Annotated in this window: 14 protein-coding genes; 10 read left to right on the forward strand and 4 right to left on the reverse strand. The window is 52.4% G+C overall.

Annotated features, from left to right (window positions below; genetic code table 11):
• Positions 1-18: 18 nt before the first annotated feature.
• The 4 genes from E2566_RS17710 to E2566_RS17725 all read left to right on the forward strand — a co-directional run bounded on the left by E2566_RS17710 (position 19) and on the right by E2566_RS17725 (position 2,824).
• Entirely contained in the window at positions 19-474 is a 456-nt protein-coding gene (locus E2566_RS17710; RefSeq protein ID WP_005975059.1) for a tellurite resistance TerB family protein, read from the forward strand.
• Between the two features lie 25 nt (positions 475-499).
• Positions 500-1,543 carry a TerC/Alx family metal homeostasis membrane protein gene (locus tag E2566_RS17715; protein WP_107168035.1) on the forward strand — a complete coding sequence of 348 codons (1,044 nt, stop codon included), beginning with the start codon at positions 500-502 and terminating at the stop codon, positions 1,541-1,543.
• A 52-nt stretch (positions 1,544-1,595) separates the two neighbouring features.
• Entirely contained in the window at positions 1,596-2,174 is a 579-nt protein-coding gene (locus tag E2566_RS17720) for a TerD family protein (protein WP_107168034.1), read from the forward strand.
• A 74-nt stretch (positions 2,175-2,248) separates the two neighbouring features.
• Positions 2,249-2,824: a TerD family protein gene (locus E2566_RS17725; RefSeq protein WP_014701349.1), complete on the forward strand. Its 576-nt coding sequence runs from the start codon at positions 2,249-2,251 to the stop codon at positions 2,822-2,824.
• A gap of 44 nt (positions 2,825-2,868) precedes the next feature.
• On the opposite strand, the gene E2566_RS17730 is transcribed toward E2566_RS17725, so the two are convergent.
• The 4 genes from E2566_RS17730 to dtnK all read right to left on the reverse strand — a co-directional run bounded on the left by E2566_RS17730 (position 2,869) and on the right by dtnK (position 6,952).
• Positions 2,869-3,552 (reverse strand): HAD-IB family hydrolase, encoded by a 684-nt coding sequence (locus E2566_RS17730; protein WP_107168033.1) that lies wholly within the window; start codon positions 3,550-3,552, stop codon positions 2,869-2,871.
• A 15-nt stretch (positions 3,553-3,567) separates the two neighbouring features.
• Positions 3,568-4,389: a DeoR/GlpR family DNA-binding transcription regulator gene (locus E2566_RS17735; protein WP_107168032.1), complete on the reverse strand. Its 822-nt coding sequence runs from the start codon at positions 4,387-4,389 to the stop codon at positions 3,568-3,570.
• A gap of 261 nt (positions 4,390-4,650) precedes the next feature.
• Positions 4,651-5,631 carry a D-threonate 4-phosphate dehydrogenase gene (locus E2566_RS17740; RefSeq protein ID WP_107168031.1) on the reverse strand — a complete coding sequence of 327 codons (981 nt, stop codon included), beginning with the start codon at positions 5,629-5,631 and terminating at the stop codon, positions 4,651-4,653.
• Positions 5,624-6,952, reverse strand: coding sequence for a D-threonate kinase (gene dtnK, locus E2566_RS17745; protein WP_107168030.1), 1,329 nt, complete (start codon positions 6,950-6,952; stop codon positions 5,624-5,626). The genes E2566_RS17740 and dtnK overlap by 8 nt, the downstream gene beginning before the upstream one ends.
• A 235-nt stretch (positions 6,953-7,187) precedes the next feature.
• Here dtnK and E2566_RS17750 point away from each other — a divergent pair, with 235 nt between their 5' ends.
• The 6 genes from E2566_RS17750 (at position 7,188) to E2566_RS17775 (ending at position 13,434) form a co-directional block, all read left to right on the forward strand.
• On the forward strand, positions 7,188-8,324 hold the full coding sequence (locus E2566_RS17750) for an iron-containing alcohol dehydrogenase (RefSeq protein WP_107168029.1): 1,137 nt from the start codon (positions 7,188-7,190) through the stop codon (positions 8,322-8,324).
• Positions 8,325-8,531: 207 nt separating this feature from the next.
• Complete coding sequence (locus tag E2566_RS17755; protein ID WP_107168028.1) at positions 8,532-9,416, forward strand: dihydrodipicolinate synthase family protein; 885 nt, start codon at positions 8,532-8,534, stop codon at positions 9,414-9,416.
• Between the two features lie 37 nt (positions 9,417-9,453).
• The gene (locus E2566_RS17760) at positions 9,454-10,869 is read left to right on the forward strand and encodes a sodium:solute symporter family protein (protein WP_107168027.1); all 1,416 of its coding nucleotides are present in this window, start codon (positions 9,454-9,456) and stop codon (positions 10,867-10,869) included.
• Positions 10,870-10,872: 3 nt separating this feature from the next.
• Positions 10,873-12,060, forward strand: a complete 1,188-nt coding sequence (locus E2566_RS17765) for a sialidase family protein (protein ID WP_107168026.1) — start codon at positions 10,873-10,875, stop codon at positions 12,058-12,060.
• A gap of 171 nt (positions 12,061-12,231) precedes the next feature.
• Positions 12,232-12,699 (forward strand): NanQ anomerase/TabA/YiaL family protein, encoded by a 468-nt coding sequence (locus E2566_RS17770; RefSeq protein WP_014916607.1) that lies wholly within the window; start codon positions 12,232-12,234, stop codon positions 12,697-12,699.
• A 45-nt stretch (positions 12,700-12,744) separates the two neighbouring features.
• Positions 12,745-13,434: an SDR family NAD(P)-dependent oxidoreductase gene (locus E2566_RS17775; RefSeq protein WP_107168025.1), complete on the forward strand. Its 690-nt coding sequence runs from the start codon at positions 12,745-12,747 to the stop codon at positions 13,432-13,434.
• Positions 13,435-13,437 lie beyond the last annotated feature (3 nt).

Here is a 13,437-nt window from a genome sequence, read left to right on the forward strand (position 1 = left end):
TTTTACGAGGGGTTCAGCATGAGTTTTCTTAATAAGGTTAAAGGCGCCTTCAATGCCAGCCGAGAAGAGTTGACCAAACAGGTCGGACGCTTCAAGAACAAGAAGTTTCTGCAAGGTACTGTCGCCGTTTGTGTCCGCATCGCGGTATCCAGCGGTGGCGTGAGTACGGAAGAAAAACAGAAGATGATTGGTTTTCTCAAATCATCAGAAGAGTTGAAAGTGTTTGATACTGCTGAAGTTATTGAATTCTTTAACAAACTGGTTGCCAGTTTCGATTTCGATGAAGAAGTCGGAAAAGGTGAAACCATGAAATATATCCTGGCGCTCAAAGATCAGCCTGAAGCCGCACAGCTGGCGCTGCGAGTCGGTATTGCTGTTGCTAAAAGTGACGGTGATTTCGATGCAGCAGAGCAACATGCCGTGCGAGAGATCGCGACTGCGCTTGGGTTTCAACCAGCCGACTTCGGCCTTTGATGTCAATATCCTCTAAGGGTTATCTATGGTATCCACTCATATCGGCTTCCCGACAGAAACCGTCATTGTTTTTATAGCACTGGCCGTCGGGGCCATTTTTATCGACCTGTTCATGCACCGCCATGACAAGCCGATTTCATTGAAAAGCGCCGCGCTGTGGTCTGTATTCTGGGTCATTGTGGCAATGGCTTTTGCCGGTTTCCTCTATATTCATCACGGTACTGAGGTCGCCAGCCTGTTCATTACCGGCTATGCGCTGGAAAAAGTGCTATCGGTGGATAACCTGTTCGTGATGATGGCGATCTTCTCTTGGTTCGCTGTTCCCGATCGTTACCGTCACCGCGTACTCTACTGGGGGATCATCGGAGCCATCGTGTTCCGTGGTATTTTCGTCGCAATCGGTACAGGGCTGCTCAGCCTGGGGCCGTATGTCGAAATCGTCTTTGCTTTGATCGTTGCCTGGACCGCCGTCATGATGCTGAGAAGCGGCGATGATAACGACGAGATCGAAGATTACTCACAGCATCTCGCTTACCGTTTAGTGAAACGCTTCTTCCCTATTTGGCCAAAATTGAAAGGTCACGCATTTCTGTTAAACCAGAAAGAAGTGGACGAAGAACTGGCCAAACCGGAAAACAAAGACGTCACGATTGGCCGTGGAACCAAAGCCGCTTTCTACGCCACGCCACTGATGCTCTGTGTCGCGGTAGTAGAACTTTCTGACGTAATGTTCGCCTTTGACTCGGTTCCCGCTATTATTGCCGTGAGCCGTGAACCGCTGATTGTCTACAGTGCGATGATGTTCGCTATCCTAGGTTTGCGTACACTCTACTTTGTACTGGAAGCACTGAAACAATATCTGGTTCATCTGGAAAAAGCCGTTATTGTGTTGCTGTTCTTCATCGCTGCCAAGCTTGGCCTGAATGCAACCGATCACATATGGCACCATGGCTACAGCATCTCGGCAACCACCAGCCTGTTTGTTGTTCTGGGCGTACTGGCGCTAGGTATTATCGTCAGCGTACTGTTCCCAGCCAAACCCGATGCTGAGGAGAACAAGGAGAGTTAATCTTCTGCTCCTAACACTACATTCTGAAATATCAACTTAAGAGGTTAATTTAATGAGCGTTTCTCTTTCTAAAGGCGGTAATGTCTCACTGAGTAAAGCAGCACCGACGATGAAAAATGTCTTAGTCGGTCTTGGCTGGGATGCACGCGCGACGGATGGTCAGGACTTTGACCTGGATGCTTCGGCATTCCTGCTCAATGCGAATGGCAAAGTCCGTGGCGATACTGACTTCATTTTCTACAACAACTTGAAGTCTGCTGATGGCTCAGTGGCCCACACCGGCGATAACCGTACAGGCGCGGGTGATGGAGATGACGAATCATTGAAAATTAAGCTGGATCTGATTCCGGCTGAGGTCGACAAAATCGTTTTCGTTGTCACTATCCATGATGCACAGGTTCGTAACCAGAGCTTTGGTCAGGTATCCGGCGCTTTCATTCGCCTGGTAAACGATGACACCCAAGCCGAAATCGCACGCTACGATCTGACTGAAGATGCTTCAACTGAAACCGCCATGCTGTTCGGTGAACTGTATCGTCATAATGCGGAGTGGAAATTCCGTGCCGTCGGTCAGGGCTATGCGGGTGGTTTGGCATCGGTCTGCTCACAGTATGGTATCAACGCATCCTGATAAACCTCACCTTGTCTTTCCCTTTGGGCAGTCTCGCACTGCCCAGTAATCCACTCTAAAGCAGGAGCTATAAAATGGCAGTTTCTCTGGTAAAAGGCGGTAATGTATCCCTAACGAAAGAAGCACCAACCATGAATGTTGCCATGGTCGGCCTGGGATGGGATGCTCGCGTCACCGACGGGCAAGCATTCGATCTGGATGCGTCAGTATTTATGGTGGGAGAAGATGGCAAGGTCCTGTCTGACGCTAATTTTATTTTCTTCAATAACAAACTGAGCCCTTGCGCCTCCGTTGAGCACCAAGGCGACAACCGTACCGGAGAAGGTGACGGCGATGATGAGCAAGTAAAAATTCATCTGGCGAAAGTGCCGGCTGAAGTGAAAAAGCTGGTGTTTTCCGTAACGATTTATGATGCCGAAGGCCGTAAACAAAACTTCGGTATGGTCAGCAACAGTTTCATGCGCGTCTATAACAACGATACCAGTGCTGAAATTGCGCGTTTCGATCTGTCTGAGGATGCATCCACCGAAACGGCCATGATTTTTGGCGAACTGTACCGTAATGGCACCGAGTGGAAATTCAAGGCAGTAGGCCAAGGTTTTGCGGGCGGATTGTCAGCCCTTGCCGCTCAACACGGCGTTAATGTGTGATTGATACCGTCTCCCCGACTTAGGTCGGGGAAGTTTCCTGATGTTTAAGGATGAACCTTAATCACACCCGATAGAAGTAGTCGTTCCGAAAGTGGTTTACGCCGCAGCCAGCGCGGATGGAAATGACGCCAGTGCGCATCGTGAGCGGATGCCAACAGCTCGTAGTCGCCACGGGTGTCGCCCCATGCACGTATATGGTATTGGTTTAGCGGGCCATACACGCTTTCCAAACGCTGTACCTTATAGCTACACCGACAATTATGCCCGTTAATCTTTCCGGTCAGTATTCCGTTTTCTACCTCAAGCTGCGTCCCAATCAGTTTTACACCTAATCGTTCGGCAAAAGGCCGTAGCACGATCTCCGGCGATGCCGAACAGAGCGTCACCTCAGCCCCGGAATGCAGTTCCGCAGCGACGCCAAGCACCCCAGACTTACGCATTAACGTATTCCACTTACGCTGACAAAACGCCTCTGCTTTTTCCTGTATCCAGGCTGCTTCAATGCCAGAAAGAAACGTGGCAATGAGGTATTCTTTGAGTTCATCGCGCGTCAGCTTACGCTGAACACAACGTGCAGAAGGCAGCACCAGATGCATCATCCGCCGGGCAAAAACACGCTTACCGAAGGCAAAACGTAAAAAAGGAATAAAGCTGTCATGGTAGGTCAACGTTCCATCGAAATCGAAAACCGACAGAACCTGACGAGTCCCATTGAACTCAGTACTCATTATAAAACTCTCCTGTCAGCCACCAACCAACGTAAGATTGAATGTTTTACCTTTCAGTTGCGCCTGTACGTCGGGCACTAACGCGCTGTCGGTAATGATATCGGTCAGTTCTGACAACGGTGTCACGCAGAACAGGGAATACGCACCATATTTACTGCTATCGGCCAGCAACACGCGCCGGCTGGCATTCGCGCCAAGATCTTGCTTCACACCGGCTTTTTCTTCTGTCGGTGTGGTCACCCCTTTATCGAGGCTCCATGAGTTGCAGCTAATAAACGCGATATCGGGGTAAATATTGCGTAACAGGCGGCGACCGTGCTCACCAATACAAGATTGGCTGCTGTCATCAATACGCCCGCCAATAATCGTCACTTCGATCTGCTTGAATTCAGACAGAAATAACGCAATTTGTAAATCGGCGGTAATCACGCGCAGCGGCAGATGCGTTAAATTACGCGCCAATTCCAGCATCGTCGTTCCCGCATCCAGAACTACTGCACTGCCCGGCGTCACCAATGTTGCGGCATAACGTGCGATCGCCTGCTTTTCCTGAAGATTACGATGCAGTTTCTCGTTCGTCGTCGGCTGGGAAGGAATAAAGCGATTAAGCGTTACACCACCATGACTACGGCTAATCACGCCCTGCTCATCCAGCTTAATCAAATCACGACGAATTGTCGCCGGGGAAGCGTCGATCACAGACACCAGTTCCTCTACCGTCACCAGATTATGGCTTTTCAGATAATCCATAATCTGATCAAGGCGGCTTTGTCCTTTTACTTTATCCCCGCTCATGCGGAAAGCATCAGTTAATGTAGGGTCCACGGCGATATCCATCTGACAGTCATAAAATAATTTTAAGTTGTTGGTCAATCGATATAAAGAATGAAAACAATGATAATGGGATGATAGAGGAGTGAAGCGTTTTCGCCAGGAACGCTTTTACACGTTACCCAACAAACGTTATCAGCAATGTAATGCGTAATCATTCTTGGTTGCAGGATACCAGAAACCTTCCCGAAGGCGGGAAGGAAGATATCCTGCAATGTGCTCTGTAGCTTAAAAAACCGTACGGACAGCAGCCGTAGTCACCGCAAATTAGGCCAGTTGCATCGCGAGTTGAATAGAGATCGCCATGCTTTCAGGCTTCGCTTTACCCGTCCAGGCAATGTCAAAGGCCGTGCCGTGGTCAGCCGATGTGCGAATAAACGGCAGCCCAGCGGTAATGTTCACCCCATCATAGAAGCCCAGCAGCTTGAGCGGGATGTGCCCCTGATCGTGATACATCGCCACGACCATATCGTACTGGCCTTCATACGCCTGCAAATAGACGGTATCCGGCGGGCACGGGCCATACACATCAATACCTTTGGCCTTCATAGCTTCAACCGATGGCGAGACAATTTTAATCTCTTCATCACCAAACAGACCATTCTCACCCGCGTGCGGATTAACCCCGGCAACGGCGATACGTGGGTGGGTAAAACCGACGCGCTTAAGGAAGACATCCGCCATGTCGATCACCGTTTCCACGCGATCGCGGTTCAGCGTATCGAGGAATTTACGCAGCGCAATATGCGTTGAAACATGGATAACCTTCAGCTTGTCGGTATACAACACCATCGCATAGTCGCGGCTGTTGGTCAGCTTAGCCAACAGCTCCGTGTGACCTGGGTAGAGGTGGCCTGCCGAGTGCAGCGCTTCTTTATTTAGCGGCGCAGTCGCGATCGCATGCACTTCACCTGCCATTGCCAGCTCGGTGGCCTTCTTGATACAGCGATAAGCTAAATCGCCCGCCTGTGCCTGAACGACGCCAGGCTCTAGTGCCTGCGGATCTTCCAGCGGCTCGTCGATAATGTTGATGACGCCAGGTGCGAATACGGCGTCAGCCGGTTTATCAATGATTTTTAACTCTACGGCTGGCACCACATTCAATGCCAGAACACGCCGCATCGTTTGTACGCAGCCCACCACCACGGCAGATGCGCCGGAAAGCTCGCCTTCGGCCAGAGATTTGATAATAATTTCCGGTCCAATCCCTGCCGGATCACCCATCGTTACTGCAATAATTTTACTCACTGACCTTCTCCTCAATAAAACGTAAAACGTCGAGCAGAGTAGTTTCGTTGCCAAAACCCCCCGCTTTAGTCATCACAGGGGTCATGCCGACAACGCTATTCAGCAGGTATCCCCAAGGCACGCAGGATGCGATTTGTCCCTTAATCTGAAAACCGGTAGCACCCAGTGCGGTTGCCACGGCAATCGCGATATCGCCCCCAGATAAATACAAACCTCCCGGCAAGCGTCGGCTAGCGCCGTCCGCAGCCTGGCTATCTAGTGTCTGAACAATGCGGCGCGTGAGTTCCCCCAGATAGTGGCTGATCGTTTCGCCAAGCTGCTGGCGACTAAGTCCAAGCTGCTGACACCGCGCGTCGATCTCGAAGCGCTGATTTTCGTTATGACAGGTGCGAATAATGCAGTGATTACCGCTCATCAGCGCCTTCACCGCGTCCTCACTCTGGGATGCCATGACGGTGGATGACTCGGCTGAAAAGAGTGCGTTGATATCAATATCAACCAGCGTGACATCGCTGCGCAGCCTGACGGCCGCAATCTGCTTTTGAGCGATGTCGCTCATCGACCCGACGACAGCCAGCAGCGGCTTTTCGGTTTTACGCGTAAAATTCTGCGTATTCGCCAACGCGTCGCTCAAACCTGCCGAACCGACCAGCAAGGGGCGAAACGGCAACGTTCTGGCGGCATCAACGATATGTGTCAGATCGTCCTGCACATCGGTATCAAGAATAATCAGACGCACGCCCTCGTCCGCCAGCTGCTGCAAACGGTGGGCTAAATTAGCCTGACGGACGTCATCAAGGTGTATCTCCGCCACCGGTAACGCGGTTTGTTCTGCCAGACGGGCAGCGATAGAAGCGGAGGTCACCGGCGTTTTGGGATCGCTGGCAAACTCCGTGTCGGTAAGCAGACGGCCATTCACCCAGACTTCACCTTTGCGGGTCACGCGTCCCAGCGTCGGTGACGCCGCGGCAATCAGCGCGACGGGCACGTCAGCAGCAGACAGCGCAGCGGCGATTTCCGCGCCCAAATTCCCGCGCAGCGTCGAATCAATCTTCTTGATAATCCAGCCTTGTCCGCCAGCGGCCTGCCAGGCTGCAACCGCTTCTGCGGTACGTTGAGACGCCACGTCGTCACGCGCCGCACGGCTATCGGTGTTGATCACCACCGCATCGCCCAGTAAATCCGCGTGCAGTTTATTAACGTCAAAGACGACGCTAACCCGCGCACCATGCTGCGCCAGACCGACGCCCGCATCATTGGCACCCGTAAAGTCATCAGCGACCACTAATACCTGTTCTGCTGATTGCTGCACGTTTGGCATACCTCATCCCCGCTTCATGATTACCTGATAATGATTATATTGAATCACGTTTGATTATATGTGAGCAACATCAAATTATTTAAAAGGAATTTCACCTATAAATTATCACCACGATGTGGCAAATGGCGTTCAGTCGTGATGAGAAACATGCCATTTGACTGAAAATAATCACCATCGCAACCATTATCATCGCGATAACGCTCTGGCGAAGAAGAGAAAAGGCAAGGTAATAAGCATGAACATCAATAGCACTATCCTCAGCGGCTACCGGGTACTTCAGGACATCAGTCATCTGTTGTCAGGTAAACAGCACGTTTTATTTGTCACCGACAAAAACATTGTCGGGCTGCCTGACGTTCAGGCGCTGATCGCACAAGTTAAGCAAGCCGTTCCGCAGGTTCTGCTGGTTGATAACGTGCCTGCCGAGCCGAGCCAACATGACGTTGCCCAGATACTGAGCCAACTGACACAAACCCAGACCGATCTGGTCATCGGCGTAGGCGGCGGCAGCGTGCTGGATGTTGCCAAACTGCTTTCCGTACTGTGTGCGGGCGATGAAACCGTGACGTTGGATAGCCTGCTGGCAGGGGAAAAACCCACCCGCCGCACAACATCACTGCTCATCCCAACCACGGCGGGAACCGGCTCTGAAGCCACGCCAAATGCCATTCTGGCGATCCCAGAGAAAGAGACGAAAGTCGGCATTATTACGCCAGTGATGCTGCCGGACTACGTTGCGCTGGTGCCAGAGCTGACGGTCAGCATGCCGCCGCATATCGCCGCTTCCACCGGTATTGATGCACTCTGCCACCTGATCGAGTGTTTCACGTCAACAATTGCCAACCCGGTCAGCGACAACTACGCACTGATTGGCTTGAAAAAGCTGTTTGCCAACCTCGAAACCTCCGTGCGCGAGCCAGGCAATATGGAAGCCAAGCTGAACATGCTGTGGGCATCCTATTATGGCGGTGCCGCCATTGCCCACTCCGGTACGCACCTGGTCCATGCGATGTCCTACCCGCTCGGCGGCAAGTATCACATCCCACACGGCGTGGCGAACGCCATTCTGCTCGCCCCTTGCATGCGTTTCGTGCAGGACGCCGCACAGGACAAATTCGCACAGGCGTATGACCTGGTGCCGGATGCCGACCTAACCCTCAGTACAGCGGAAAAAGCGCAGGCGCTGGTGGCCTACTTCAGCGAGTTGGTCAAACGACTCAATCTGCCCAACACCCTACAGCAGCTCGGTGTGGAAAAAGATCACCTGCCCTACTTGGTCGATGCCGCATTACAGGTTCAGCGCCTGATGAAAAATGTACCGACGCAGGTCAGTGCTGACGATGTGCGTGAGGTTTATCTGACCCTGTTTTAACCGCACAGCGTTAAAGAACTGATGCCGACCGTTCAAGCATCGAGATACACGGGGCGACCACAGGGGTGAGGCATCCCTGCGGGAACCTCCCCCTGTGTTTCCCCTAACAACAGGCTTAAGTGAATAGTATTAGGCGTTAAAGAACACCGTTTTGAGTAGGGCAGTTTTAGGTTTTCACTTTTTGATTACGTGTCACGAGGAATAACAATGAGTAAGAAAATTGCTGGCGTCCTGACCGCCATCGTCACGCCGTTTGATAATCAGGGCGAATTTAACCCCGCAGCTATGCGCCTTCAGGTTCAGCGCCAGATGCGCTATGGCAACGGTATTTTCTGCAACGGCACCAACGGTGAGTTCTTTGTTCTACACACCGATGAGAAAGTCGCCGTCACCGAAACCTGCGTGGATGAAGTTGCCGGAAAAGTGCCCGTTGTCGGCCACATCGGTGAAATCTCCACGCGGGAAACCATTAAGCTCGGCAAGCGTATCGCCGCGCTGGGTGTCGATGCCGTTTCAGTCATCACCCCTTATTTCATCCCATTAAAACAGGAAGAGTTGATCGCCCACTACACCGCCGTCGCCGATGCGCTGACCGTGCCGGTGTTCCTCTACAACATTCCTGCACGCACGGGGAATACGCTGGCACCGGAAACCGTCCGCACGCTGGCGGATCACCCGAACATCATCGGCATCAAAGACAGCGCAGGCAGCTATGAAAGCCTGAGCAGCTATGTGCAAGCGGTGAAAGGCGTACAGGGTTTTGACGTACTGAATGGCCCAGACTCGCTCATTCACCAGGGCTTTGTTGACGGCTGCTCCGCCTGTATTTCCGGGCTAGCTAACGTGGCACCGGAACCGATCAGCCAGATTTGGCACCGTTTCCATGCTGGTGACATCGAAGGCTCCCGTCAGGCACAAGAACAGGTTGCCGAATTGCGTAAGACGCTGTACGCCATCGCGTTTTCACCGGCTGTGGTGAAGAAAGCGCTGGCGATCATGGGTGAAGATGTCGGCGTCAGCCGCTATCCGATCCAGTTTTCCGCACAGGATGAAGACAACATCCGCAACATCCTTAATCAATTCTCGCAGTAACAGAGAAATTACAATTTCCACTTAAGGCCGAGAAGATATGAACCATTTTAATTTTACCGACACCCTCATAATCATCGGGATGATTGTATTTTATATCGCATTCACCTCGTGGTTAACGCTCAAACTACGCAGTAAATCGAACACCGAATTCATGGAAGGATCGCGTGCGCTACCGGCATTTATCGTCGGTGTTCTACTGATGACCGAGTTTATCGGTGCCAAATCCACAGTAGGTACGGCGCAGTCCGCTTTTGAAAATGGTATCGCCGCCTCTTGGTCAGTGATCGGTGCCGCCATCGGCTTCCTGCTGTTCGGGATGATTCTGGTCAAAAAAATCTACAACACGGGCAAAGTTACTATTTCCGGTGCGATCGCTGAGAAATACGGTACATCGACCAAGAACATCATCTCAATCATCATGATCTATGCTTTGCTGCTGGTTAACGTGGGCAACTACGTCAGCGGCGCGGCAGCCATCTCAACCGTGTTGAAAATTTCTCTGCCCGTTGCAGCCCTGATCACCGCTATCGTCAGTACGTTCTACTTTTACTTTGGCGGCTTAAAAGGTGTTGCTTACGTGACGTTGATTCACAGCGCCGTGAAATATGTCGGCGTTATGATCATTCTGTACGTGGCACTGAAAATGACCGGTGGCATCACACCGATGATTGAAAAAATGCCGGATTACTACTGGACGTGGGACGGTAAAATTGGTGCCAGCACTATCTTTGCCTGGCTGATCGGCACCATTGGATCGATTTTCTGTACCCAATTCGTTATTCAAGCCATTTCAGCCACCAAGGATGCCACTTCCGCCAAACGCGCGACCTGGGTTGCCTTCTTCTTCTGTATGCCGATTGCAATTGCTATCGCGGTTATCGGCGTCGCGGCGAAGTTTGCTCACCCAGAAATCAACAGCCTGTACGCCATGCCAGTCTTCCTGCAAGATATGAACCCGTGGGTAGCAGGACTGGTGACAACCTCACTGGTCGCATCAATCTTTATCAGCGTGAGTACCGTAGCACTGGCGATCGCCTCACTGATCGTGAAAGACTTTTACGTCCCGTACTACAATCCGACGCCAGAAAAAGAGATGAAAATGACGCGTGTATTCTCGCTCATTATCGGATTCCTGCCGTTAGTTTTCGTCCTGCTGGTGCCTGAAGTTCTGAAGCTGTCGTTCTTTACCCGTGCCATTCGCCTGTCGATTTCCGTAGTTGCGGTGATTGCATTCTATCTGCCGTTCTTTAATAGCACCCGCGGCGCTAACGCCAGTCTGATCTCAGCCTGCGTGGCCACCTCCGTCTGGTACATACTCGGCAACCCATACGGTATCGACAACATGTACGTCGCACTGGTTACCCCGGCTATCGTCATGCTGCTCGATCGCATGATTCCGAATAAAGAACACAAAATCAAAATTTCTCAAACTGAAAATAAATCAGGAGCCTGAGTCATGAGTAGCGAAACCATTACCGTGGAACGTAGCGGAAAAGTTCATCACGCAGAAGGCGATGCCGCGCGTCTGGATGCCTACATTCCGTCGGAATGCCCGCAGAATCATGCAGCCAACCTGCTCCATCTGCCAAACGGCGATGTGCTGTGCGTCTGGTTCGGCGGTACACAAGAAGGGATTGCAGATATCTCTATCTACCTGTCACGCCTTGTGAAAGGCAGCGATAGCTGGAGTAAAGCCGTTAAGCTGTCTGAGGATGCGACGCGTTCTGAACAGAATCCCGTGCTGTTCCTCGCGCCGGATAACGTGCTGTGGCTGCTGTACACCGCACAGAAATCCGGTAATCAGGACACCGCAATTGTGCGTTATCGCCAGTCCACCGATTTGGGTGCCACCTGGGGTGAGATCGGCACGTTGCTCGATCAGCCGGGCACCTTTATCCGCCAACCCATCACCGTGTTGGAAAACGGTGACTGGCTGCTGCCGGTGTTCTACTGCCGCGTTCAGCCTGGCGAGAAGTGGGTCGGTAACGATGATGATAGCGCCGTGAAAATTTCCAGCGATCGGGGTAAAACCTGGCGGGAATATCCGGTGCCAAACAGCACGGGCTGTGTACACATGAACATCACCCCGTTGCAGGACGGCACGCTGCTGGCGCTGTACCGCAGCCGCTGGGCCGATTTTATCTATCAGAGCCGTTCAACCGACGGCGGTAAAACCTGGTCAGAGCCCGTACCGACCGATTTACCGAATAACAACTCGTCTATTCAGGTGACTACGCTGAAAAACGGCCATCTGGCACTGGTGTTCAACCACATGAGCGCCGCCAATGCTACCGAGCGCCGTCTGTCACTGTACGATGAAATCGAGGATGAAGAAGACAAAGCCAGCAATGCCAAAATGCCGGAAGTGCAAGCCGGTGGTCGTAGCGCCTTCTGGGGCGCACCGCGCGCACCGATGACGCTCGCTATTTCGGAAGACGGCGGTAAAAGCTGGCCGTGGCAGCGCAATGTCGAAGTGGGTGACGGTTACTGCATGACCAATAACTCAACGGAGAAGCTGAACCGCGAGTTCTCTTACCCCAGCGTCAAGCAAGCGCAGGACGGTAAGCTACATCTTGCTTTCACCTACTTCCGTCAGGCGATCAAGCATGTCGTGGTAAGCGAGGAGTGGGTCAAGGCGGGTTAAGGCTGTCTCGCCTTTAGAGCCTGAGATACACGGAGCGACCACGGGGCGAGGCTTCCCTACGGGAACCTCATCCCCGTGTTTCTCCTAAAAATAGGCTTAGGTTAAACCACGCTGCTTTTTTCTCTTTTCCAGCGGGGGCTCTCCCCCGCTATCTTCCTTCAGGACACGATAATGATTGCAGGAAACCTCAACGCCCTCAAACTCGCCACGCTGCCCGATGCACTGTGGACCATTCTCTCCGCACCGGGCATGTCGTTAGCTGAACTGAATGCGCTGCCAGAAGGCCGCTATCAGCCAGAAGGTGCCGACTGGTTCTACAACATCGGCACCGTGAACACCGCACCGCGCGCGACGAGACATACCGAATTTCACAGCAACTATCTCGATATTCAACTGATTCTGGAAGGCGAGGAGATTATCGGTTACGGTCTGAATGATGTGCATGGTCAGCCTGCAACCGAGCGTAAACCGGATCTTTATATTCTGGATAACCCGCAGGTGCCGCATCAGATCCATCTGCGGGCAGGCGATTTCGTCACGTTCTATCCGGGAGAAGCCCACCAGGCGCTGTGTGCCATCAACGACAGTCCAGCACCCGTCAAAAAAGCCGTGTTTAAAATCCCCGTTACGTTGTTGTAATTAAGAATGGTGCATCAAAGCCGTTAAGTTTGATTAAGGAGACACATGTCAGCTACAGCCCCTAAACATGCCCTGATTACCGGCAGCAGCTCAGGGATCGGTGCCGCCATCGCACAAAAATTACTGGCGGAAGGCTGGCGAGTAACGGGCCTGTCACGCAAACCGGGTGACTATTCACATCCACACTTTACCCACCGTGCGGTAGATATCATGGATACGCACGCGCTGACTGCAATTCTGGACGAGATTGCACAGGTTGATGCCGTTATCCATGCTGCTGGCATTATGAAATCGGCCCCGCTCGGCCAGCTGTCGTTAGAAGACGGAGAAACGCTGTGGCGCTTGCACATCCAGGCAGCGCAAGTACTTGCCGATCGGCTGGTTGATAAGCTGCCACAAGGCGGCAGGATTGTGTTGCTGGGCAGTCGTACCTCCAGCGGTGCGGCGGGACGCAGCCAGTACGTCACCACAAAATCTGCGATGATTGGTATGGCGAGAAGCTGGGCGGCGGAGCTGGCACCACGTGGCATTACGGTGAACATTGTTGCGCCGGGCGCAACGGAAACGCCAATGCTGACGATGCCGGGACGCCAGAGCTCTCCACCAAAGCTACCGCCGATTGGCCGTTTCATTCAGCCACAGGAAGTAGCCGATTTGGTAGGCTATCTGCTCTCCCCTTCTGCGGCAGCTATTACCGGCCAACAGTTGGTGATGTGCGGCGGTGCCTCGCTGTAAGCT

Origin of the sequence: Pectobacterium punjabense, assembly GCF_012427845.1 — a bacterium.
In the GTDB taxonomy this organism is placed as follows: Bacteria; Pseudomonadota; Gammaproteobacteria; order Enterobacterales; family Enterobacteriaceae; genus Pectobacterium; species Pectobacterium punjabense.